18 protein-coding genes are annotated in these 23628 nt (G+C 51.6%); 7 read left to right on the top strand and 11 right to left on the bottom strand.

What is annotated here, in order from left to right; genetic code table 11:
* Positions 1-64 precede the first annotated feature (64 nt).
* From MHH78_RS11800 to MHH78_RS11780, 5 genes are all read left to right on the top strand, one after another.
* Positions 65-820 carry a LytR/AlgR family response regulator transcription factor gene (locus MHH78_RS11800; RefSeq protein WP_341167513.1) on the top strand — a complete coding sequence of 252 codons (756 nt, stop codon included), beginning with the start codon at positions 65-67 and terminating at the stop codon, positions 818-820.
* Positions 807-2108: an ATP-binding protein gene (locus tag MHH78_RS11795; RefSeq protein WP_341167512.1), complete on the top strand. Its 1302-nt coding sequence runs from the start codon at positions 807-809 to the stop codon at positions 2106-2108. Before MHH78_RS11800 ends, MHH78_RS11795 begins: the two co-directional genes overlap by 14 nt.
* A 358-nt stretch (positions 2109-2466) precedes the next feature.
* Complete coding sequence (locus MHH78_RS11790; protein WP_341170312.1) at positions 2467-4509, top strand: serine hydrolase domain-containing protein; 2043 nt, start codon at positions 2467-2469, stop codon at positions 4507-4509.
* A gap of 243 nt (positions 4510-4752) precedes the next feature.
* Positions 4753-5346, top strand: a complete 594-nt coding sequence (locus MHH78_RS11785) for a DedA family protein (RefSeq protein WP_076076325.1) — start codon at positions 4753-4755, stop codon at positions 5344-5346.
* A gap of 31 nt (positions 5347-5377) precedes the next feature.
* The gene (locus MHH78_RS11780; RefSeq protein ID WP_341167511.1) at positions 5378-6190 is read left to right on the top strand and encodes an undecaprenyl-diphosphate phosphatase; all 813 of its coding nucleotides are present in this window, start codon (positions 5378-5380) and stop codon (positions 6188-6190) included.
* A gap of 116 nt (positions 6191-6306) precedes the next feature.
* Here MHH78_RS11780 and hflC read toward each other — a convergent pair whose 3' ends face one another.
* Positions 6307-7173, bottom strand: a complete 867-nt coding sequence (hflC, locus tag MHH78_RS11775; protein ID WP_076076320.1) for a protease modulator HflC — start codon at positions 7171-7173, stop codon at positions 6307-6309.
* Positions 7170-8213, bottom strand: coding sequence for an FtsH protease activity modulator HflK (hflK, locus tag MHH78_RS11770; protein WP_341170311.1), 1044 nt, complete (start codon positions 8211-8213; stop codon positions 7170-7172). The genes hflC and hflK overlap by 4 nt, the downstream gene beginning before the upstream one ends.
* Before the next feature lie 245 nt (positions 8214-8458).
* On the opposite strand from hflK, the gene MHH78_RS11765 reads away from it, so the two are divergent.
* Positions 8459-9856, top strand: coding sequence for a helix-turn-helix transcriptional regulator (locus tag MHH78_RS11765; RefSeq protein ID WP_083684593.1), 1398 nt, complete (start codon positions 8459-8461; stop codon positions 9854-9856).
* Between the two features lie 450 nt (positions 9857-10306).
* Here MHH78_RS11765 and MHH78_RS11760 read toward each other — a convergent pair whose 3' ends face one another.
* The 6 genes from MHH78_RS11760 to MHH78_RS11735 form a co-directional block, all read right to left on the bottom strand.
* Positions 10307-11056 (bottom strand): amino acid ABC transporter ATP-binding protein, encoded by a 750-nt coding sequence (locus tag MHH78_RS11760; RefSeq protein WP_076076317.1) that lies wholly within the window; start codon positions 11054-11056, stop codon positions 10307-10309.
* Positions 11056-11811, bottom strand: coding sequence for an amino acid ABC transporter permease (locus tag MHH78_RS11755; RefSeq protein WP_076076315.1), 756 nt, complete (start codon positions 11809-11811; stop codon positions 11056-11058). The genes MHH78_RS11760 and MHH78_RS11755 overlap by 1 nt, the downstream gene beginning before the upstream one ends.
* Before the next feature lie 42 nt (positions 11812-11853).
* Positions 11854-13185 (bottom strand): CapA family protein, encoded by a 1332-nt coding sequence (locus MHH78_RS11750; RefSeq protein WP_341167510.1) that lies wholly within the window; start codon positions 13183-13185, stop codon positions 11854-11856.
* Between the two features lie 18 nt (positions 13186-13203).
* Positions 13204-14052 (bottom strand): transporter substrate-binding domain-containing protein, encoded by an 849-nt coding sequence (locus MHH78_RS11745; protein WP_341167509.1) that lies wholly within the window; start codon positions 14050-14052, stop codon positions 13204-13206.
* Between the two features lie 178 nt (positions 14053-14230).
* Entirely contained in the window at positions 14231-14647 is a 417-nt protein-coding gene (locus tag MHH78_RS11740; protein WP_340752482.1) for an HIT family protein, read from the bottom strand.
* 48 nt (positions 14648-14695) lie between these two features.
* A complete protein-coding gene (locus tag MHH78_RS11735) occupies positions 14696-15151 on the bottom strand; it encodes a MerR family transcriptional regulator (RefSeq protein ID WP_076076307.1) in 456 nt (151 codons plus the stop codon).
* 187 nt (positions 15152-15338) lie between these two features.
* Between MHH78_RS11735 and MHH78_RS11730 the strand changes: the two genes are divergently transcribed.
* Complete coding sequence (locus tag MHH78_RS11730; RefSeq protein WP_341167508.1) at positions 15339-16190, top strand: aldo/keto reductase; 852 nt, start codon at positions 15339-15341, stop codon at positions 16188-16190.
* Positions 16191-16368: 178 nt separating this feature from the next.
* On the opposite strand, the gene MHH78_RS11725 is transcribed toward MHH78_RS11730, so the two are convergent.
* The 3 genes from MHH78_RS11725 to MHH78_RS11715 form a co-directional block, all read right to left on the bottom strand.
* Positions 16369-19137, bottom strand: coding sequence for a polysaccharide lyase family 8 super-sandwich domain-containing protein (locus MHH78_RS11725; protein WP_341167507.1), 2769 nt, complete (start codon positions 19135-19137; stop codon positions 16369-16371).
* A gap of 859 nt (positions 19138-19996) precedes the next feature.
* A complete protein-coding gene (locus MHH78_RS11720; protein ID WP_341167506.1) occupies positions 19997-21163 on the bottom strand; it encodes a leucine-rich repeat domain-containing protein in 1167 nt (388 codons plus the stop codon).
* Positions 21164-21247: 84 nt separating this feature from the next.
* On the bottom strand, positions 21248-23602 hold the full coding sequence (locus MHH78_RS11715; protein WP_341167505.1) for a polysaccharide lyase 8 family protein: 2355 nt from the start codon (positions 23600-23602) through the stop codon (positions 21248-21250).
* Positions 23603-23628: the final 26 nt, after the last annotated feature.

Here is a 23628-nt window from a genome sequence, read left to right as displayed (position 1 = left end):
ATATATAATGTTGTGTACAACTATCCACTTAGGCCGTGCGCCTGAATAAAGGGGGGGCACTTGGATGTACCGAGTAGCGATATGTGAGGATGAAGAACAGCAGCGGGAGCTGGTGAAGAAGATTCTGGTCGGCTTATCCGTTAAGACGAATACCGAATTTGAAATAGAGCTGTTTCCTTCAGGAGAGGACTTAATCTCCCACTATGAACAGGACGAAGCCCCCTTCCATATCCTGATTCTGGATGTGGAGATGGGCGGCATGAACGGGATTCAGGCGGCGCACCGGCTCAGAAGCCGGAAGCATTTTGACGAACAGATTATCTTCCTGACCAGCTACCCTGAATATATGGTGGAGAGCTTCGACGTGATTACCTTCCAGTATCTGATCAAGCCGGTCGCCCCGCAGCTCCTGGAGGAGAAGATTCTTAAGCTGTGTGATTACTTCCAGGCCCAGGATAAGAAGTTCATGGTCATCAAGTCCGGGTATGAGGAGGTCGTCTTGCGGCATGATGATATCATCGGCATTGAGGCGGCCAAGAGCCTGACGGTCAAGAGCAAGCTGAATGTGATTACCACCACAGGAATCTATGAGACCAGAGGAATTATTGCAGAGTATGCTTCAGCACTGCGGGACAGCCATTTCCTGCACATCCACCGTTCCATTATTATCAACCTGCTGCATGTCCACAAGTTCGCGGGCGGCTCCGTGCTGATGTCGGGCGGGCAGGAGTTCCCCATCGGCCGATCCAAAATCAAAGAGGTCAAGGACTTCTACACCAAATTCATGATCATGAAGGGCAGCTCCTATGACTCACTATAATCTGACCCTTGTCGTCTGTGTGGTGCTGGTGATGTGCTTTCAGACCCAGTTCTTCTTTGCCTCCGTATTTGATAAGTCCGCCAGGAAGCCTAACCGGATCATGTACTTCCTCATCTACGGGATACTCTGCTTCCTCTATCTGGTCACCCCGCTGTCCCCTCTCTTCTCCTCCGGCATAGCTCTGCTGATGATCTTCAGTATGGCGCAAGCCTATAAGGTGGAGATGAAGACTCAGGTGATCTTCTCCCTGCTGTACGCTGTGCTGATGACGGTGGTCAGCTTTATGTCGCTGTATATTTTCTCAATGATAGATTCGGTAGACTACACCAGCATGAACTCGGGTGCGGGGATTGACCGGCCGGCCTTCATCAAGGGGCTGATCCTGAGCTGCATTATTATGTTCCCTGTCATTCAGATCATCCGGCTGATCTCCAAGCGGCGAAGCGTATCCCTGCCCTACCGGTATTATGTAATGTTCCTGCTCGTCCCGCTCATCAGCACCTATCAGATCAACGTCCTTACGGTGAACAACACGAAGGATTTCTATTATTTCTTTGCGATTCTCGGCTTCCTGTTCCTGAATGTGATGATCGTCTATATCTTCGATACGATAACGGATAAGTTCCAGTTCATGCATGAGAACGCCCAGCTCCAGCACCAGATGAACTATCAGGACGCCAACTATGAGAAGACGGTGCACAGCTTCAAGTCGATTAAAAGAATCATCCACGATACCCATCAGCAGTTCCTCTACATTGAAGAGTGTATCCGGCGGGATGATACGGCCGCGGCTCTGGAGCATATCAAGCTTACGCTGAATAAAGTAGAGGATGCCTACCAGCGGGTCAACACCGGCCATCTGGCGGTGGATGCGCTGGTCACGAACACACTGAATATCGGACAAGCGAACGGCATCCGGATCGATACCCGGCTTAAGCTGCTGCCTGGTGAGCTTCACATCGACCGTTATGATCTGTGCGTTGTGCTGGGCAACATGCTGGATAATGCCATTGAAGCCTCCAAAAAAGTACGGCTCGCCGAGGACCGCTACATTCTGATCCAGATGCACTCCAGTGAATCTGCGCTGTTCATCCGCATTATGAATCATACCGTCCCGGAGACTGCCCCCTTGCAGAGCCGGAAGCCGGACCCTGAATACCACGGCATCGGCCTGACCAATATCTCCAGAATCTGCGAGAAGTACGGCGGGAATATGACAATTGAAGCCGGGCATCGGGAATTCAACAATATGGTGGTCCTCCCCTTCACGCGCGAAGCTTCTATATAAAATGCACTAAACATTAAGTTTCGCCGTCACTGCGGTGAACATTTGGACTTCCGGCCGCTGTTGTATTTGGATTTACTGATTGGACCGCTCTTAGCGGTAGAAATCCAAACCAAGCATATGCTTACGATGCGAGCTTTCCTGCGGAAAGCTTTCAGGCGGTCGCTACCGCTCCTTCAGTTCCAAATTTCCCCTCCGCTTCTTTCACTTTTTGTTACCGTTTTTTGTGCCTTTTAATCTAAGTTTCTACGTTAAGGGATCGTTATTAACGTTTCAGGGTTATTCAGACCACGCTCCTCTCTTCTGCCTGTATGATAACTTCAGGAAGATTACCCAAGAGACACAAGAGGAGGAATTCATGATGAACAAGTTAACTTCAGTCGTATTGGCGGCCATGCTGGTGATCCCCGCAGCCCAGGTGTCCGCTGCACCGGAGAAGGAGAGCCCGGTGCAGGCAACGGCCCGCCTGCTGGGCTCTAAGATCGTATCCGATTATGGGGTAAGCGGCATGCAGTATGCGATCAGGGATAAAGGTGCCATTACAGTGTCGGGCGGCTTCGGTGTGTCCAATCAGGCAGCCGGGACCCCCATCACGAAGGATACGATGTTCGGCATCGGCTCAGTCAGCAAAATGCATGTCTCCGCAGCCACGATGATGCTTGCCGAAGATCAGATCATTGACATTGATCAGCCGCTGACTACGTATCTGCCGCAGTTCAAGATGGCCGACGAGCGCTACAAGAAGATTACACCGCGCATGTTAATGAACCATTCCTCGGGCCTGTATGGCAGCCACTACGGGAACAGCATTCTGATGGACGATAGTGATACACAGAATCATGATGACCTGCTGACAAGGCTTCAGTCTGAGCGGCTCAAATCCGATCCCGGCGCATATTCCGTATATTGCAATGACGGCTTTCAGCTGCTGGAGCTGATGATTGAGCAGGTGACCGGCAGCAGCTATACAAAGTTCCTGGAACAGCACATGAGCAGCCCGCTGAAGCTAAGCTCTACCAAGACGCCGCTGGATACTTTTAATCGGCAGCAGCTTGCCAAGACCTACTTCCCTGGTCTAACGCAGGCATTGCCTAGCGAGAATGCCAATATCCTCGGAGCAGGCGGCCTCTATTCCACAGCCGAGGATCTGACTACATTCGCCGAGATGCTGAACGGAAAGCATCCGGACATTCTGTCAAAAGCCTCCGCTACAGCGATGCAGCAGCCTGAATATAAGAACGGGCTCTGGGTGCCTGAGGAGAGAAACAGCTTCAATTACGGTCTGGGCTGGGATGCCGTAGATCTGGCACCCTTCGGTGATTACGGAATCAAGGCCTTATCCAAAGGCGGAGATACCATCATGTATCATGCTGACCTGATTACCCTGCCGGAATCGGATATATCCATCGCGGTGCTCTCTTCAGGCGGAAGCTCAATCTATAACACTATTTTCGCCACCAATGTGCTGCTGGCTTACCTGAAGGATACCGGGAAGATTAAGAAGATTCTGCCGGATGCTACCTTCACTCCTCCGGTCAAAGCGGCTATGCCTGCTGAGCTGGGAGCCTATTCGGGATTATACGGGACCGTCGGAGCAACCACCACGATAGCCATTAAGGACGGGGCACTGGATCTGCCTGCGCTTGAAGGGGGACTCATTCCTGCACAGAAGTATATCTATACCGGCAAGGGACAGTTCACAAGCCCGGACGGCAGCGCAGCCGTGAGCTTCGATAAGCAGAAGAACGGCAAGACGTATCTGAAGCTGAACACCCACTTGACTATCCCCGGTATCGGTCAAATGCTGATGGTCACGTATGAGTATCAGAAGCTGGATGTAAGTCCGCTGAATGCTTCTACGAAGCAGGCCTGGGCGCAAAGAGACGGGAAGCATTACTATGCTGTGGATGAGAAAATCAATTCCTTCTTCTACCTCTCCCCTTCCATCTTGACAAAGACAATTGAGGTTGAACAAGGCTACGCCACCGGGACGCGGATTGTGGACGAGAACACCGCCGTCAATGCGGCTGAGATTCCGGTGATGAACGGCAGAGACGCCTTCGATCTGACCTTCTCCAAGCAGAACGGTACCGAATACTTAACCATCGACGGCAATGCTTATATCAGCGAAGATGCCGTGAAGCCGATCTACGGAGGGCCGGCCTCTACCAGCACCGTTCCGGCGGGCGGACAGAGCGTGTGGTTCAAGATTGATAAGAAGGCCGCCGGCAAAACCATGACCGTTACGGCTCCCTCAAGCGGCGGATACGTTGTCTATGATGCGGACGGGATGATCGTAAGCCACTCCAGAGTGAGCCAGGCCCCGTCGGTCAAGTTGCCGCAAGGCGGAATGGCCGTCTTCGGCGGTCAGGCGGGCGATGTGTTCAGGATTGAACTGAGATAACGCCCAAACTTGCTTAATGGTATACAGGTGTGTTTTAATGTTATCAAATTGAATAATACTCTTATCCAGAGTTCGGTGGAGGGCTTCGCCCGATGATACCGCTGTGACCGGAATGCTAATGAGCATCTCAGGTACAGCACTAGAGGCGTCCAGGATGCCTTGCAAAGATGAGAGGGTGCTGACAGTTGATGAGACTGCCCCCTTTAATTAGGGGGCTTTTTGTTTGAGAAGGGAGAGAAATGCATGACAGAATGGATCACGGAATTTATACTCTTTTTCAAAGATTTGTCGTATGCAGGAATCGTTATCGCCTTGTCGTTTGAATTCGTACCTGCTGAAATCGTGCTGCCGCTTGCCGGATATTGGGTGTATCTGGGGGACATGAAGCTCATTCTTACGATTCTTGCCGGTACTGTTGGAGGGACATTCGGCCCGCTTACGCTCTATGCCCTTGGCCGGTTTGGCGGCAGACCTGCGATTGCTAAGTACGGGAAGTATTTTTTCATCCGTCCGCATCACCTGGAGGCCTCCGACCGTTTCTTTGATAAATACGGCAGCGGTGTGGCCTTCTACGGGCGCTTCATTCCCGGTGTGAGAACACTCATCTCCATCCCATGCGGCATTGCCAAAATGAATGTGTTTGCCTTCAGTCTATACACCTTCCTTGCCATGCTGCCGATTACCTCGATCTACGTCTACCTGGGCTACAAATTAGGGGCGCAGTGGGAGCATGTGGACGAGATTGTCAAGCCTTACATCCTTCCGGCGGCAACCCTGTTCCTGCTCGGCTTCGGGCTGTACGTCTTTTCCAAACGGTACCGGAGACGGCAGGCTTAATAATGATGCGTTTCAACTTTAGGAGGAAAATATGGAATCTGCATTCGATTGGCTGAAATACCTGCTCTTAGGCCTGGTCCAGGGGGTGACGGAACCGATTCCCGTCTCCTCCAGCGGGCATTTAATCATCGTACAACGTCTGCTCGGCATGAAGCAGAATGGGCTATCTTTTGAAATCTTAACCAATACGGCTTCCTTGATCGCCATCTGTTTCATTTTCCGCAAAGATATTATGGACTTAATCACAGGCTTCTTCCGTTATCTGAAGACGCGCGATACGAAATACCGGTCTGAGTTCATGTTCTGCATTTACATCGTTATCGGCACGATCCCCGCAGCGGTTGCTGCCGTATTCTTCAAGGATACGATCGAACGTGTCTTCACTTCCGTACATACCGTATCCATCAGCTTACTCATTACCGGGGTAGCCCTCTGGCTGATCCGCAATCTGCGCGGCCAGAAAAGAGACGGCAATCTCACCGTGAGAGACGCCATCATCGTCGGGCTGGCTCAGGCGGTAGCGCTGATTCCCGGCATCAGCCGTTCCGGTTCAACGGTGATCGCCTCGATTGCCGTGGGGATGAAGCAGGAGACCGCACTTAAGTTCTCCTTCATGCTGTACATCCCGATCAGTATCGGGGGCCTGATCATGGGCGCATCCGACATCGTGCATGACCCTAACCGCGCCGCGCTGGCGATGCCTTACCTGATCGCCTTCCTCACCACGCTTGTCGCCACCTACTATGCCATGCGCTGGTTCATCGGCATTATGGCGAAGGGGAACCTGATTTACTTTTCCTATTACTGCTTCGTGGTGGGTACGCTGCTGCTGATCTTCCTGTAAAAAGGAGCCGCCCTGGCGGAAATCCACCTCTTGCCCGAATGGCGATACTCTCAACTAAAAGAGCAGCACTTCTTCCATCTCAGGAAAAGTGCTGCTCTTTTTATTGTAACACTATTCTATTGTCCCATCAGTATCTTCGCATATGGCGAATCGATCGGGATCATGATCACCGGCTCATTCTTCAGCGTGGTCACATAACTCTGCAGCGTACGGTAGAAGCTATAGAACTGTGGAGACTTGCCGTAGGCCAGATTGTAGATTTTGGCGGCTTCCCCTTCCCCTTCGGCAATAATCTTCTTGGAGTCGGCTTCTGCCTGGGCCATCAGCTCCCGGGAAGCGCGGTCTGCCTTGGAGGTGATCTTCTTGGATTCCTCATCCCCTTCGGACAGATAACGCGCAGCAATGGATTGGCGGTCCGAGATCATCCGGTTGTATACGCTCTGCTTATTCTCTTCCGGCAGGTCGGTACGTTTGATCCGAACATCAATGACTTCAATGCCATAGTTATCACGGGATAGGGCGTCACTTACATCCTTGGTAATCTCATCGTTAATATTGCCCCGTCCGGTATCCTCACTGATGATATTCTCATAGTTAATCTCCGACAGCTTGCGGCGCACCGAGTTATAGACGGCTTCATCGATACGCTGAACCCCGCCCCCTACCGATTGCACGGTTCTGAGGAACTGTGAGGCGTTGGTGATTCTCCAGACCGTATAATTATCGACCACAATCGGTTTCTGGTCTTTGGTCAGAATGCTGGTCGGCGAGCTCTCGTATGTCATCTGATACTTGGGAAGCTCCGAGACATTCTCGATAAAAGGAAGCTTGAACTTCAGCCCCGGCTCCTCCACCGCACGCATCGCTTCACCGAAACGGAGGACGACCTTATACTCCCCTTCCTTCACGATGTACATAGAGCCGGCCAGCAGAATAATTAGGACGATTGATGATATCAATAAGATGATCGGGTTTCTTTTCACTTGGCATCTCCTCCTTGCGGTGCGGCTGAAGGTGCCGGATTCACAGCAGCAGGAGCAGAGGGGCTGTCCTTGGTGCTGCGCATCAGCTCATTCAGCGGCAGATAGTTCACAGTATCACTGTTCGAGTTGGTAATGAATATTTTGGCGTTAGGCAGGATCGTCTCCAGGGTCTCCAGGACCAGCCGGCTCTCGGTGACGCTCTGATTATTGGCATATTCGGCAAAAATCGCATTAAAACGCGCCACATCCCCCTGCGCATTCAGGATACGTGACTTCTTCTCGCCTTCGGCCCGCTCCAGCAGCGCCTGCGCTTCACCGCGCGCCTTCGGAATGATATCGTTCTCATACTTCTTGGCGTTGTTGATCTTCGTATTCTTCTCTTCGCGGGCATTAGTGACTTCGCGGAAGGCCTCTTCGACCTGGCCGCTTGGCGGCTCAATATCCTGGAATTTGATATCGATGATCTGAATGCCGGTGTTGTATTTCTTCTGCAGATCCACCAGCAGCACGCGGACCTTATCCTGAATTACTGTCTTACCGTCGGTAATTGCATAATCCAGCTTCTCGGAACCAATGACCGCACGGATCGAGGAGCTGGCCGAGTTACGCAGGAATTTGTCCGGGTCATCAATGTTATACAGGTAATCACGGATATTGCTGATCTTCCACTGGACTACCGCATCGGCAGAGACAATATTCTCATCGCCTGTAATCATCATAGCTTCATCATCCACAGGTACAGCTCCATCCGACTCCTGGCGGTACCCGATATGTATCCGCTGGGTCAGCTCCGCAGGCACTGTAATCACATCCTGGATGGGATACGGCCATTTGAAATGTAGTCCCGCCGAGGACTCACCCGTATACTTGCCGAAGGTCAGAATAGCTGCACGTTCCTGCTCCTGCACGGTATAAAATGAGGTGGCGCCGATATACAGCAACACAGCCGCAGCGGCTACCCCCACTCCTATCCTCTTGTACATACCCGGCTTCAACTTCGGCAGCTTGAACCCTGGGATATTATCGCCATTCTGGTTCATGAAATTCAAGATGCATCGCTCCTTTTGGCGTATTTTAGTCGTATTAAAGGTATATATACGGATACAAAACAAAAAAGTCGCAACTAATTCAGCTTTGTTCAAGCTTTCTTCATTTTGCTGCGTTTCTCTCTGTCAATTGCCACTATTTCACTGTTTGTACTCATTTGAAATATTGACCATTGGAATATTATAGAATATTATTACAATTATAAATATTTTTCGGAATCCAGTCAGGTGGTGTATTCATGGTCCCAACGATTGCCACGATTCGAGATGCATTGGCAATGTATCTGTCGCAGCAGGGGATGTCCATTCATCAATTCTCCATTCACACCGGTATTAATTCAGGAACACTTAGCCGGTTGCTTAAGGGTCAGCAGCCTATTGCTATGGACCATCTGGTACGGATTACCCAAGGGATGGAGCTGCCGGAGGACCACTTCTACAGCTTATATGTAGACGAATGCTTTCTTCACTCACCCCCCACCTGGCGGCGTTTGCGGCCGTTTCTTTTGCGTTCAGCCGAGCTTGGGCGTCTGGATTGCATTGAACAGGTGGTTCAGCAATTGCTGGAGAAGCTGACCTACGCTCCCATGCTGTTCGAAGTGGCTGAGGGGCTATTTCAGGAGGGGCAATGGCAAGCTGCGGCTCTGCTCTACAAAAATGTGAGCGACTGTGAGAAATACCAGAATTCCGAGCGGCTGGCGGTGTGCCAGTACCGTCTCTTCCGGATCGCCCTTGGTGACGATCAGACTAGGAATTTGCAGGCGGCTCATATCTTTGAATGTTATTTGGATAAGCTCGATGAGGCGGATCAGTTGGATGGAATAAAGTACTTGATTAATGTCTATTATTCGCTGCGCAAGTGGGAAAAGGCAGATCAGCTGTCTCAGGAAATGCTCCATCTGGCTACACTTCGCTATAATCTTCAGCGCCGTTCAAACCGTAAACCAAGTAACGAAAAGAAGCCAGAAAAGCCGCTCTGCTTCTATATTTACTATTCACATTTAATGCGTGCAAGTGTCTGCGAGGAATACGGTGACTTCACATCAGCACTGAAATTCGTAACGCTCTACACAGATGCAAGCTGGATATCTCAAGATGATGAACAGGCACAACGGACTATAGCTCAGTTTCAGGAGTGGGGTGCAGCAAATACCTTGCTCTACCAGGTCATGTCTGGTCAACAGGAGGTTCTTTCAGAGTATGTCGATCATATCTCACCTCAAAGTGATGAGATATTCGTTGCATTATATAATATCCTTACATCGGCTAACCGCTATCGTTGGGATGTGGATCATATTCTGGAACAGTTTGCTGCCTATATCCCCTACCGGACATATGCTACAGAATTCGGTGAGTACAACCAGTTGATCTTATCGGACCAACATACCCGGTTCCTTGTCGAGCTGGCAGTCTACTACCTCCGCAATAAGCGAAATGAAGAATTTAGTTTCATCCTGCAAAGTTTGGAATCCGCTGCAACGATTAACAATGAGAATATAGCACTCACTTGTGCCGATCTGTTTGAGCAGTATCAGTATGAAGCCGGTAAAGAAGAGATGGAGCGATACAAACTTCTGATCAGGACAGTAAAAAAATCTAATACTAAGAAAGTGCGTTCTTCTTCTAGCTTTGTGTAGTATGGCAGCCGTAATTATTATACCTGCAGGTACTATTTACTCCGTAGCAAACACTAGTACTCAAATGTTGATGCAATTTATGGGGCACAGTACAGACTAGGGATGAAGCTTTATTGTACAGCAATGATTTGAGTTCATTTTTCCTCCACTGCCCTTCGTTTTCAACGAAGGGCGCACACCAAAAGACGTTCCCGGCAGGTCGGGAACGTCTTTTGGTAACTCATATACTAAGCGTAACGGACTCAGGAGTACTTATCTCTGCTGAAACTCCACGTTGGGACAAGTTACGGACACCACAGCCCTTATCGCCCGCTCTTTCACCCAAAAACGTCTCTCAGACAGACTCTAAGGTCCCCTCGGTCCGTTAAGCCGCAAAAAGTGGTGTTTTCTTGCAAATAACGGCCCTCAGGCCCGTTAGGAGCCTACTCGGCTCTTGCAATGGTGCTTTTCTTAAATACTAGATTTATTACGGAAATAATTCTGCAGGAACTCCTTCGCACGCTCGGACTTGGGATGATTGAACACCTCGTCCGGAGTTCCCTCCTCGACGATTTTCCCTTTGTCCAGGAAAAGCACCTTATTCGCTACTTCATAGACGAAGCTCATCTCATGGGAGACCAGGATCATCGTCTGACCAGTAGCTGCGGTCTTCTTGATCGTCTGCAGCACCTCGCCGACCAGCTCAGGGTCAAGGGCCGAGGTCGGCTCGTCCAGGAGCAGCAGCTTCGGATTCATTGCCAGGGCGCGGGCAATGCCCACCCGCTGCTGCTGGCCGCCGGACAGATGCTTCGGATAATAATGCGCCCGGTCCGCAAGACCTACTTGCTCCAGCTGCTCCTGTGCAATCTGCGCGGCCTCGCGGTCGTTCATCCGCTTCACGATCTTCAGGCCTTCCTTGACATTATCCAGCGCCGTCCGGTGCTGGAATAGATTAAATTGCTGGAAGACCATCGCCGTCTGCTTCCGCAGCTCCAGCCGCTGCTTGTTCGTGATCGTGCTGAAATCGACCTTGAAGCCTTCGAGATCCAGCATTCCCTGATCTGCCTGCTCCAGGCAGTTGAGCGAACGCAGGAAGGTGGACTTACCCGCACCGGACGAACCGATCAAGGCTACAACATCGCCCTTCTCAATCTCTAACGACAGATCGTCCAGAATCAGATTGCCATGGAAGGACTTCGATAAATGACTTACCTTGATCATCAGATTCCTCTCCTTCCCCAAGAGAACCAGCCGCGGTTCATAGCCCCGGCAGCGGAATCCGGAATGGAGAACCGCTTCTCCAGGAATCGGAGAAGCTGCTCAATCAGAATCGTCATCACCCAGTAGATGATCGCCAGCGCGAGATACACCTCGAAGAAGCGGAAGTTGCTGCCGGAGATAATTTTCCCCTTAGCCGTCATTTCGATCACACCCGCAACGAAAGCCAGGGAGGTTCCCTTCAGCAGTCCGATCAGTGCGTTGCCCAGCGGCGGAATCGCCACCACCAGCGCCTGTGGAACGATGACTCTTCTCAGCACCTGAAGATAGGTCATCCCCAGGGATTCAGCGGCCTCGATCTGGCCCTTGTTCACCGATTGCAGCGCAGCGCGGATCGTCTCCGAGTTGTAAGCCGCTTCATTGAACGCGAAGGTGACCAGCACGAAGATCATCGCCGGAATGGCATTGATATTATAGTCCGTCCCGTACTGCTGATTAATGAATTTGAGTAACAACGGAATTCCGTTATAAGTCAGATACAGCTGCACAATGATCGGTGTTCCACGAATGAACGAGATGAAGACTGTGACTAGCTGACTTAGCACGGGAATTCGGCGCATACGGATAATGGCGAACAACAGAGCAAACACAAGGCCGACGATCATCGAGATGACCGTAATCTGCAGACTCACAGGAAGGACCTCTAACAGGCGAGGAATCGCTGAGAACACCGCGTTGATATCAAAAATCTCTCCCATACCGTTTTACTTCCTTCCACGTTCAATTTACACGACACCGGCTCAGCAGGGTCTAACGGTCAAATGCTTTCCTTCGTATATAATCTGAGTATGATATCGCTCTTGGCTCACCGCATTCAGCCGCTCCACCAGGGAGGCCGCTGCTTCATCGGATGCCAGTACAGGCAAGCCACGCTTGGTCACTGTCTCATGGGTAAGCCTGAGATCAATCGGAATCAGCTCATAGCTGAACCGCTTCTCCTCCACATTCAGATCGAACATGACCAGGAAGTTCTCCGAGAACTTGCGGTCGCTGTAGAAGCCCTGCCAGTTCCCTTCGCTGTCCTTGGTTCTGTTCTTGTGCAGGGTAGACGGAGCTTCATTCTCGGCATACCCGTAGGCGGTGAACATCTCGGGAGATACAATCGACTCTCCGGCTTCGAACTCCATGAACAGACTGCCTATGTTATAGAAAATAGGCTGGCCCTTGTACAGCTCCACCCCTCTGGTGAAGTGGGCGCCATGTCCGAAGACACAGCTCGCCCCGGCATCCACCGCCCCCCGCGCGAAGGTCTCGATGAACTCTGCGGGATAATCGGAGTACCAGTTCTCATTCTCCCCTTCATGCGTGTGCAGGCTGACAAAAACATAGTCACTGCGCTCCGCGGCATCCTGGATGCTGCGGTAGATTTCCTGCTGATCCTGCTCATGCGCTGCTGTCTTGACGCGGGACTGTTCCCCCTTCTCGAAGGTTAAATAGCCTTCAAAAAATGAACCGAATTCATAGTAATTCTCCGATTTGCTCTTGAAGGTCTCAATCCGCTTGCCTTCCTCCATGCTGGAAGCGATGCCGATGCGTTCACTGATCTCCTTCAAGGTGCTGAAGTCCTGATCATTCACGACATACGTACGAGACCAGCGCAGCGGGTTGACCCCCGGACGGGCCGGAACTCCATTCCCTGGATTGGAGGCAGCGAACACCTCGCTTCTCGTCACATCGATAGTGATGATGGCAATCCGGCCGTCTGCCGTATCGACGAACACCGGCTTGCGCGCTTCATGCAGGCTCATGCCCACTCCAAGCGGGGTCAGACCGCGGGCTTCCGCCTCTTCGATCGTATCCACAAGACCCTGAGTCCCGTAGTCCCCCGTATGATTATTCGCAAAGCTGACATACCGGATGTTCAGCGGTCCGAACTCGTCCAGCGCCTTGGGGCGCACACTGGTCTGATAGCCGCGGCCTGAGGCCGGAGCGGTATTCAATCTCGGCGTGACAAACTCGGCATTCGTGAACACCTCATCCGCCCCCTTGAGCAGTTGAAGCAGCTCCGGGTCCATCGTCTTATATAAATTGCTACTGGAGAATAATGCATCTCCCGAAACTAGAAATTTCATGCGATCACCTTCCTTCGGTTACTCCATTAGCTCTTTCTTCGGCAAATAGTCGCCGCCAAGCTGCTCTTGGCTGATCTTCAGCAATGTGCCATCCGCATACATTTCCTTGATTCTCTTGTTGACTGTATCCAGTAGTGAGCTGTCCGCAGACTTGGAGAGCAGGATGTAAGATCCGGGATCGCTATTCTCTGTAGAGAAGGCAACAACCTTCAGGTTGGTGAACCCATGCTCCTTGATGGCCTTCTCGGCAGACACACGGGAAATGATACGCACATCATAGCGTCCGGCTTCAATGCCTTCGAACTGCTTCACGAAGTTCTCGTCGGTGTACATAATCTCCGCTTTGGCATCCGGGTTCGCTTCATTATAATTCTCCAGCAGTGTGGCACCGGAGTTGCCGACTTCTGTTACAGCTTTATAGCCCTTCAGGTCTTCTACTGACTTAAGGGTGTTATCATCCTTGCGGACTACGAACACATTCGCATTCTCAATAATCGGCAGGGAGAAATCGTATTTGCTGCGTCTCTCCGGGTTGGAGCTGAAATTGTTCGCCCCCAGCTGGAAACGTCCATTATCGAGGCCGGTCAGAATCCCTTCGAATTCAATTGCCTGAACCTCTAGCTTATATTCCGGAAGGTCCTTGAAGATCGCCTTCATTACTTCCACATCGTAACCTGTCAACTGTCCGTCCTTCTCGTAGCTAAAAGGGTTACTTACCCCGCTCGTTGCCGCAACGATGGTCTTCGTACCGGCTCCCGCGCCGTTTGTCTCTGCGGAGCCTGCGTCATTCTTAGTTCCATTACCGCAGCCTGCAATTACCAACCCGAGCAACACCATCAGAACGCCTGGCACAAATTTCTTCTTCATTATAACTTCCCCCTCGTCTAGTAAAAGCTCTCTCTTGTTGTCCTATGATGTCCAACTTATCATAGTCATTTAGTCTGGAATTATTATGTCACGGGGTATACACGGTGTCAAGGTGAATGGGCAAAGGATTGACGAATGATGGCGAAAGAAGTCGATTGAGAGCTGGGTGTGCTTTGATCTAATTCATTAAAAGTCGCAATCTTCCGGCTAACTCCTCAGCCTCTGCCACCGTACACGAGTTCTGCTGCGCAATCAGTGCAACACCTCTGGCGCTGTGGCTCAACCGCGGAATGAAATGGGCATGGAAATGGGGAACCCCATCGACCATGATGACGGAATAGACACGTTCTGCCCCCGTTGCCTGCTTAAGCGCCGAACCTAATTTTTTCACCAGAATCCCGTAAGAGCCCGCTTCTTCCTCAGTCATCTCAGAGAAATCAAGCAAATGCCGCTTCGATTCGAGCACTAGTTGTCCTGGAACGGATTGTTCCGCAGGAAAATGACACACCTTCCAGTGTTCATCCTCATATATGTATCCCCCCGGCGGCTGGGGAGTATTCCCCATATGCTTCTCACAAATAAAACAAGTCGTCATGCGGATCGCCTCCTTCTGTTAGAATAGTCAACCGTGTGGCTGTGACTGCTAAGAAGACCGCACCACTCTCTTCCGGCGCGCCGGAACCTTGACGCCCTCCTTCATAAGCTTGCTCCAGTTGCCGGGATTGGTCAGGTCCGGGATGTGCTGCTCCAGAATGGCCTGATATTGAAGGGCCTTCTGTTCCAGATGGGCAACGCGCTGCTTGGCTTCTTCCAGCTGAAGGAGCGCCGCTTCCCTGTATTCCATCATCATGGCAAAGCGCTGCGCAATCGTCGAATCTCCTTCGAGACAGAGATCGACATAAGTTTTGATGCTTTCTATCGGCAATCCTGTCTGCTTGAGGCACTTAATCCCGTAGAGCCAGTTCATCGATTCATCGTCGAACAGCCGGATATTGTTTTTATTACGCTGAATACTCGGCACCAGCCCTTTATCCGTATAAAAGCGTACTGCATGTTCAGTAAGTCCAGTCATAGCGGCAGCTTCTTTGACAGTATACATGATATGCCTCCCTAAAAAAATAGTAAGCCCTGCTTGACTTCGTGTTACACGAAGGCGATAGGCTTATAATATAGCAAAACGGCAGCCAGTGGAATCCCCGCTGTGGTGTCTGCTGTTCGGGATGATTTTTCCCCGGGGCGGCTAGCCGTCTGCCATTACACTAAATATACCTTAGGAGGACAAGAACATGCAGACAGTAGCCTTGAATAATGGAGTGAAAATGCCGATCCTCGGCTTCGGTGTTTATCAGATTCCAGATGCTGAAGAATGTGAGAATGCGGTGTACGAAGCAATTACCGCCGGTTACCGCTTAATTGATACTGCCGCCGGTTATTTAAATGAAGAAGCTGTAGGGCGCGCAATCAAACGCAGCGGTGTCCCGCGCGAAGAGCTGTTCATCACGACCAAGCTGTGGATTCAGGATGCCGGATATGAGAGCGCCAAGCTGGCCTTTGCCAAATCGTTGAAGAAGCTGCAACTGGACTACCTGGATCTGTACCTCATTCACCAGCCGTTCGGCGATTATTATGGGGCATGGCGGGCAATGGAAGAACTCTATCACGAAGGCAAAATCAAAGCCATTGGCGTCAGCAACTTCCTGCCCGACCGGCTGATGGACCTGATTGTCCATAACGAGATCGTGCCAGCCGTCAATCAGGTGGAGACGCATCCGTTCCACCAGCAGATCGATAACGCTGCTTTTATGAAGGAACAGGGTGTGCAGATTCAATCGTGGGGACCGTTCGCTGAAGGACGCAACAACCTGTTCAGCAACGAAGTGCTGTCCGGGATTGCCGCTAAGTACAACAAATCCGTCGCACAGGTTGTGCTGCGCTGGCTGGTTCAGCGTGATATTGTTGTGATTCCGAAGTCCGTGCGCAAGGAGCGGATCGTGGAGAATTTTGATGTTTTTGATTTTGAGCTGAGTCCGGCGGATCTTGATCAGATTGCCGCGCTGGATACAGGCGAGAGCCTCTTCTTCTCCCACCAGGACCCGGAAATCGCCAAGCGTCTGGGCAACTGGAAGGTTGAGCTGTAAGCCTGGACCAGGCTGGTAATTGACAATATCTTTGCCACTCTTTAATAAGAAGCATAATACCTCAGCAAAGGCCCATGCACTGGTTGCATGAGCCTTTTACAATTTTATACAGACAGGTCAGCATATACGGCTCTTTACCCTCTCCTGAGCCGGAACACGGAAAGCCTCCCTCCCTTACTTACGGATTCCGCACAAATTTGACAGCATCGGCGGCTACATACCCGATTGTTCCATTGTTGCGGATGATCACGCTGCCCGAGGTGCCGGCTGTGAAGGTATAGGTGCCGATGAAATTCCATACCCCGCCGTTTGAGGTCTGGTCTATACTGTGCGTAGCCGTCCCTGTAGAATGAACGATATCTAAGGGAATCGTAGTGGAGCGGTTGATATGCTGCGGCCACATCATATAGACGCTGTAAGCAGCCGTGACGGGTAAGTCTGGTGTGAAGGTCACACTTTTGCTGCCTTTGCCGCTGTTGTCATCATGCAGATAGTTGACGCCGTACCGGTCAGCCTGCACCGCAGCGGTCTTCCAGCTTCCGGTCTTCAGTACTCCTGTGGTGTCATTATTGTCTACAATCACCTCTTCACCAGGCAGGGTCGGCGGCGTGCCGCTGCCCAGGTCAAAGGAAGCCTTGAACGTCTTGCCCTTGGCCGCGCTGACATTCACCGTTAAGCGGATTGTCGGGCTTAACTGAGTGACCGTAATCCCCGAATCAGCTGTATAACCGCTTGCTGAACGGTCCAACTCCACTTCTATCACGCCGGTGCCCGTTTGTGTAGGATCGCTGACAGACAGTTCCAAGGTATCTCCGGCTTCCCGGGTCATAACCGCCGATTTCTTGTTAACAGTGATCAGATCGGCGGAGCTTCCCCCATCCTCCCAGAAATTCGCTCCGATGATGCCGAGCTTCGATTCTTTTACCGCCTGAACACTGGATGAATTCGCCAGCACTTCAATGTCTGGAGCAGCAGCATAAGCGCCCACTTGAGCAGCGGACTTGCCCGGAAGCAGCACATATTGATATTCGCCGTTACTCGGATTGACACCATGATCCAGCCATAAGGTCATATAATTGCGGGTGATCGGCGTGGAAGGTGTGACCGGACGGGGGTTAATCTGCTTCCAGTTGCCTGTTCTGGCCTCTCTCTTAGCGGCAAGCGATACCGTCTGCGGAAAATAATATCCCGTATCCGCTCCGGCGGCGCTTCCCGACAAATGAGCCCACTCTACCTCATCCATGGTATCTGACCATGCCAGCGTGGATGGCTTCACTTCACCATTTACAGTAAGCGTATTGCTGCCCGCCGTGTTCAGCTTCCGGTTCTCGACGATCGTCTCCACAGCTATATTATCTGTGCTGATGATTCCCGCACCGAGAGCAACTACTTCGTCATCGAACATAAACCATGATTTCTTGGCTTCAAGCATATGACCCGCATACTGCAAATCCATACCTGAGCTTCCATATAGATTCTGGATATCGGTGCCGCCGGTCCACTGCCTGGTGCTGGTGTGGCTGCTTGAAGAGGTCTGGGACAGCACCGTTGTTCCCGGCAGGCGGTAATTATCCACAGTCGGCCAGTAGTCATCGCTGAATTGTCCAAGATCACTGTTATATAAGCTGGTCATACCGGCTGAGGTATACCAGGCTTTGGCGTTCTCGCTGTTAATCGCTTCATAGCTGCCGATGCGGCTGGAATACATCGCAAGTCCGAAGCTGTAGCCCGGCCGGTGCTGCACGGCCCGGTCCATCGCCGAGAACTGTTTATAACCTATAAGCTCTGCCGCCGGTTCGATTAACGGGTCCCCGGTTATAGTCTTGGCCTGAGCGATAGCGGGTACGGAGGCATCGGCATAAAAAGACTTGAACGTATCCGATATAATCCAGCCCTTAAGCATCCGTTTAAAATCCGCTGACTGAGCGGGCGGTGCAATCTTGGACAGCAGCAAAATACCTTGCATCACCCGGTGTCCCGCTTCATGGTCCTGACTATAATTCCTGGAGATTTCTCTGCCACGGACCATGTCCATTATCGCACCCTTGTACATCACCGGCTGATATGAGTTATACACCCATTCCCACACGTTGGATTCCTTGGGATCGGTGACCTGCCAGTAGGAGCCGTGCAGCGTCACCATGAGATCACTGACAGCCAGCAGCAGGTCAATGCCATAACCTCCGGTGTAGGGGATGTTGTTATGCTGAATGAACGAACCATCCCGGTAGAAGCCATCTCCGCTAAGCGTGTAATTGAAAATAGAGGATAGGCCATCGCGGGCAGCGGCGATCTTGGCCCCGTCTTTGACGAGGATTCCCCGCTCGCCTACAACTATCGCTTTCCAGGCACGGTTAGCTCCTGTCAAGGTAACTGCGGGCGAGAAGCGTTCCACCGCTGTCATATAATTAGCAATTTGAGCCGGGCTTAAGATGTCATACATCAGCACCGCCGTATCGTTAAGCTGCATGGGAATGCCAATTTGCCAATCCCACCAGTTGCTCGTTCCGCTGGCAGTCGGCGTTACCGCCTCGTGATATCGGGTAGTGTACATATAATCGAGTGCAGCCACGATATCGCTTCCGAGCTGACTATTCTCATGCAGCGCCGTACCGGTAGTGGCATACGCGAGCGCCATCGTCTTCAGCCGTTCATAAGTCACCCGGATATGAATCGAATTCCCGATGCCTGGGTTATCGCTCCACAGATAAGTACGGCTCGGCGAGGTATTCATCGTCTGCCAGTAGCCGTCCGCTTCGTTCGCCAGACCGGTGAGGGCTGCGGCAATATCAGCATCCGCCGTATTCAGGGTGGCCCCTCCTGTAAGCATCACCTTCCGGTTCTCCCGCATCCCGTCGAATTCATCCGCAGCACCGGCGCGTTCCGCTACTCCTCCCAAGCCGCTGACCAGCAGCAGTAGCACTAACGCCACCAAGCAGCTTTTCATGAGTAACCTTCTCGTTAACGTTCCTCTCATTAGCAACCTTCTCATCCATAATCCCCCTTTTCGCCGCATCCAACATTTTCACGTACAGGTAGTCTGGCTTTCATCACACGTACACACATAGTCTTGCTGTTCCTGCGCTCATAGTTCAGCTTTCTTTCACACACAAACTTGCTTTGCCTGCTCATAGTTCAGCTTTTTTTCACACACAAACTTGCTTTGCCTGCTCATAGTTCGGCGTTCCCACATATGAACTAACTTGTTGTGAAGCGCTTTCATTTAATAGTATAGATAGGGTCCGGTAGTGAAAGAAACTACGTGCATTTGAGAAAAGGTATGATATTTCGAGCGTTCCGGCAAAGATGCCCCTCATTCACGCCTGTCGTCCACTTTTGACGGATTGGGGTGCACTTTTGCTCCTCATCCACGCCTATCGTCCACTTTTGACGGATTGGGGTGCACTTTTGCCCCTCATTTACGCCTACCGCACACTTTCGGTCTACTCAAAGGGATTTATACACCTTATTTTCCTCATTTAGCCAACTTTCGGCCCAACCAAAGGGATTTATACCCTTATTTACCTCATTTAGCTAACTTTTAGCTTAATCAGAGGGATTTATCCCTCCTGAATCTCCCAAAAAGCCGCAAAACCTTGCGGCCTGCGGCGTGCAGCTTGCAGCTTGCGACATACCTCCTACAGCTTGCGGAGTGCGGTCTGCAGCTTGCGGTTACGGGTTACGGGTTACGGGTTACGGGTTACGGGTTACGGGTTACGGGTTACGGGTTACGGGTTACTGCCTACTGCTTGCGCTTTGCAGCCCGCGGTTTACGGCCTGCGACTTATCACCTACAGCTTACCAGCTTAGTACATTTCATAACTAAGCTTGGGGTCCAGCTCACCCTCATGGTCAAATGCTGCATAGATGCAGAGCTGACCAGCCGGGGTATCCCCGGCATCGTAGCCGATACGGAAGGAGTGGTCTTCGGCGAACGTCAAGTCGGCCAGCACCAGCTCATTCACATCTTCATCAGGATGAGCGTCCGCAATTAGTTGCAATACTTGGTCAAGCAGCCCCTCCAGCTCTCCCCATACCTTTTGAATCCGGGGAGTCAAGCCGCTCATTGCGGCCTTAGTGTGAACTTCCGCTGTAACGGCAAGCTCACTCCCCCTGATTTGAAGCTGCGCCGCATAACAGGTAAAGGTAGTGTCATATTGAAAAATCCCTACTCCCTCTACCCTATAATCCGGCTGCGTAATGAGGTTATTGGCAAAATCCAGTTGTACAAGCTGCGAATGAAGACTCGTATCCAGTACCGTAAGTTTGTTCTCAGAACAATACAGTTCGGTCAACTGCATATTGTGACTGAGGTCCAGACTCCTAATATGATTATTGAAGCATCGCAGACTCGTAAGAGCCAGAAGAGCGCTGGTGTCCAAGCGGGTTAAGTGATTATGATTGCAGCGGATTTCCGTCAGCTCTGTGCAGCTTGCCATATCCAGCTCAATGATATAGTTGCTGCCGCAATCGACCCGCTCCAGTGCCGTATTGTCTTGAAGCCGCAATTCATGCAGCGAGTTATAACTGCAATTCAGTACCTTGAGCCAGCGATTGCTGCTTAACTCCAGTTTGGACAACATATTCTCATGACACTCCAGCTTCTCCAGCGCAGGATTCTGGCTGAGGTCCAGAGTACGGATATGATTCCTGCTACAGTCCAGTTCCTTCAACAGCCGATTAGGCTGAGCATTCAGCTCAATCAGCCGGTTGCTCCGGCAGTTCACAGTAGCCAGTTCCGCATTCTGGCTAAGCTCAAGCACGGTTAACTCGTTATACGAACAATCCAGCTCCTGAAGCGCCGTAAAGTGTCCGATCCCCTGAAGACTTGAGAATTTGCAACCCGCAAGCATCAGTATGGTCACGCTGTCAAGATCACTTTTGAAAATTGATTCACGGCCACCGCAGAAGTTGTCCCTTACGAACTGCCTGAATCGTTCATCTGCGAAATCTTCGGTTATTGAAATCTGCATGGTACTCCCCCTCTAAAACCATTGGGATTATTCTACCATACTCCGCAGAGTCATTCACTTGAAGCGCATATTCATAGATTCGCCTCAGGTCCCCAGTTCCACCTGGAACGAGGCGCCCCCGGCACCATCAGGGTCGAACAACAGTCTAACCTTTCTGGGGTTTCCAGGGGCCCCGGTGTCTCCAGAATCACTAGGTTCACCTGAATCACCTGCGTCACTTGGGTCACTTGGGTCACCCGGGCCACTTAGTTCACCAGATCCCCCCAGGTCAACCGTGATCCGCTCAGACTTGTGGATCACCCTGGTAACAGGCCGATCCACTTCAAGCTCCACTACGATTGGACGGCGCTGCAGTTGAGTCGGATCGGCTATAGCCAGATTCCAGCCTGCCGGATTCTTTTGCAGAACAATAGAGGCTTGACTGCTGCAAGCAATCCCACCGCAGCTACACCAGCCCGGCTGCCAGAAATGCACGGCGAATAGCCCTAATCCAGTATCTTCCACCGCATGCACCCGTTCATTCAATTCCACAATCTGTAGGCTTGAATCCCCGGCGAAACCAGCTGTTTCTTCTTCACTCCAGCCAGGCAACAGCACATAGGCATAGGTATCGCCCTCCGGCGCTGTTCCATGATCGAACCAGAGCGTCTGATAGAATCTCTCGATTACCGCTGAGGAACCGGCGTCGTTGATAGCCTTCCAGCTTCCTTGCCGGGCCTCGCATAAGGTATGGACACGGCAGCTTGCCGGAAAAATAATCCCCACATCCGCTACCCTATCACCGCCAGCCATATGAATCCACTTGGGGTCAAGGAGTTCGGTCTCCGCATACCCCGGAGTCCGGCAAATCTCTGTTCCGTCTGCTGTAATCCTATTGTCGCCTGCCGGGTTCGATTTCCGGTTTTCTATGATCGTTTCTACTTTAGCGGAATTCCGGCTTTGAATACCCGAACCTAAGGCAACGATGCGGTTACCGAACAAAAACCAGCTTTTGAGCGCAGTCAGTCCACCAGATTCGTTAACGACATCCTGAAGTTCCATCGCAATGGCGCCGTATTGGTTATGAAGCACAGCCCCACCAACATAAGCCTTAGTGCTTAAGCGGCCTTGCCCGGCTCCATCCTCCTGCAATGTCTTCGTTACCGTAGTTCCAGGCAAGCGGTAGGGATCAACCGTCGGCCAGTAGTCATCCGCATATTGCCCCAAGTCACTATTGTACAGATGGCTCATGCCATACGAAGTATACCAGCCCTTCAGATGCTCCCTGTTGATAGATTCATAGCTGTAGATCCGGCTGGAGAACATACTGATCGAGTAGGCAAAACCCGGACCTTGCAGCACCGCCCGGTCCATATGGGCAAACAGCTTGCAGCAGGATTCCTCCGGGGCTGGCGGCATAAGTTCATCGTCCAGCAGTACTCTGGCCCAGGCTGCGGTATCCGGCGGAGCTTCGTCGATATACGATTTATACGTATCTGCCAACACCCACTTTTTCACCCTGGAGAGCAGTCGTACTTGATCCGCCTCACCCAGTATGCGCGAGAAGCGTAAGCAGGAGGTAATCACGGAATGTCCGCTCTCATGATTCTGCGAATCCTCGCGCGAAACCTCCCGGCCGCTCACCATATCCAGCATAGAACCCCTGAACATAAGCGGTATGAAGGAACGCTCAATCCACCCGGCTGTCAAATCCCGGGCCTCGCCCGGCAATTCCCAGCGGGTATCGTGTAACCACACCATCAGGCGGACCACATCCTGGAGCAGAGAGACTCCATATCCGCCAGTATAGGCATATCTGTCATGCTGGATGAAGGAGCCGTCCTCGTAGAATCCATCGCCTTCGCTTACATAGCTGAACAGCGGAAGCAGTGCATTGCGCGCAGCGGACAGCTTCTGCCCGTCTCCCCGGATAACGGCCGCCAAAGCTGCCGCCGTAGATTTCCAGACCAGATTCGCTCCGGTACACGGCAGGGCCTCAGCCGCGAACCACCGCGCATGAAACGCCGGATCGCCCACATATTTGTCTACGGGGAGGAGCAGGCGCTCTAGGAACTCCTTATCCACCAGCTCCTCCATGAGCAGCAGAGTCTCCAGCAGCGCGATCGGCACCCCAATCTCCCAATACCACCAGTTGCCATAGGGCTGACAGAGTTCGTTGTATCTATGCTCAGACAGCCATTCTAATCCATATATGATCTTTAGCCTTAATGTGTCCATATAATAGGGACACTCGGGAGACTTCAGCGCGATGGCCATCTCCTTCAAACGGAGGATGATCTGAAATACATCCGCAGCATTCTCCTGAACCGGAATATCTGCCCACAGAAGTTCCTGTTGAATGAGCATCTTGTCCAGGTCATTGCTGACCCGCTTCAGCGATTCAGGGCGAAGCTTATCTCCAGAGATGTATTGCAGCCATTTGTTTTTTAAGCTCTGCATGGATATTCTCTCCTTGAGCCGACTGC

Source organism: Paenibacillus sp. FSL H3-0333, assembly GCF_038002805.1.
Taxonomy (GTDB): Bacteria; Bacillota; Bacilli; order Paenibacillales; family Paenibacillaceae; genus Paenibacillus_AQ; species Paenibacillus_AQ silagei.
The sequence above is the reverse complement of the archived record's forward strand: the minus strand, read 5'-3'. Positions and strand labels throughout refer to the sequence as shown.

Excerpts from the sequence above, each read along its gene's own strand:
- MHH78_RS11800 (WP_341167513.1), top strand. The coding sequence starts at position 65 with ATGTACCGAGTAGCGATATGTGAGGATGAAGAACAGCAGCGGGAGCTG.
- MHH78_RS11795 (WP_341167512.1), top strand. The coding sequence starts at position 807 with ATGACTCACTATAATCTGACCCTTGTCGTCTGTGTGGTGCTGGTGATG.
- MHH78_RS11790 (WP_341170312.1), top strand. The coding sequence starts at position 2,467 with ATGAACAAGTTAACTTCAGTCGTATTGGCGGCCATGCTGGTGATCCCC.
- MHH78_RS11785 (WP_076076325.1), top strand. The coding sequence starts at position 4,753 with ATGACAGAATGGATCACGGAATTTATACTCTTTTTCAAAGATTTGTCG.
- MHH78_RS11780 (WP_341167511.1), top strand. The coding sequence starts at position 5,378 with ATGGAATCTGCATTCGATTGGCTGAAATACCTGCTCTTAGGCCTGGTC.
- hflK (WP_341170311.1), bottom strand. The coding sequence starts at position 8,213 with ATGAACCAGAATGGCGATAATATCCCAGGGTTCAAGCTGCCGAAGTTG.
- MHH78_RS11765 (WP_083684593.1), top strand. The coding sequence starts at position 8,459 with ATGGTCCCAACGATTGCCACGATTCGAGATGCATTGGCAATGTATCTG.
- MHH78_RS11760 (WP_076076317.1), bottom strand. The coding sequence starts at position 11,056 with ATGATCAAGGTAAGTCATTTATCGAAGTCCTTCCATGGCAATCTGATT.
- MHH78_RS11755 (WP_076076315.1), bottom strand. The coding sequence starts at position 11,811 with ATGGGAGAGATTTTTGATATCAACGCGGTGTTCTCAGCGATTCCTCGC.
- MHH78_RS11750 (WP_341167510.1), bottom strand. The coding sequence starts at position 13,185 with ATGAAATTTCTAGTTTCGGGAGATGCATTATTCTCCAGTAGCAATTTA.
- MHH78_RS11745 (WP_341167509.1), bottom strand. The coding sequence starts at position 14,052 with ATGAAGAAGAAATTTGTGCCAGGCGTTCTGATGGTGTTGCTCGGGTTG.
- MHH78_RS11740 (WP_340752482.1), bottom strand. The coding sequence starts at position 14,647 with ATGACGACTTGTTTTATTTGTGAGAAGCATATGGGGAATACTCCCCAG.
- MHH78_RS11735 (WP_076076307.1), bottom strand. The coding sequence starts at position 15,151 with ATGTATACTGTCAAAGAAGCTGCCGCTATGACTGGACTTACTGAACAT.
- MHH78_RS11730 (WP_341167508.1), top strand. The coding sequence starts at position 15,339 with ATGCAGACAGTAGCCTTGAATAATGGAGTGAAAATGCCGATCCTCGGC.
- MHH78_RS11725 (WP_341167507.1), bottom strand. The coding sequence starts at position 19,137 with ATGAAAAGCTGCTTGGTGGCGTTAGTGCTACTGCTGCTGGTCAGCGGC.
- MHH78_RS11720 (WP_341167506.1), bottom strand. The coding sequence starts at position 21,163 with ATGCAGATTTCAATAACCGAAGATTTCGCAGATGAACGATTCAGGCAG.
- MHH78_RS11715 (WP_341167505.1), bottom strand. The coding sequence starts at position 23,602 with ATGCAGAGCTTAAAAAACAAATGGCTGCAATACATCTCTGGAGATAAG.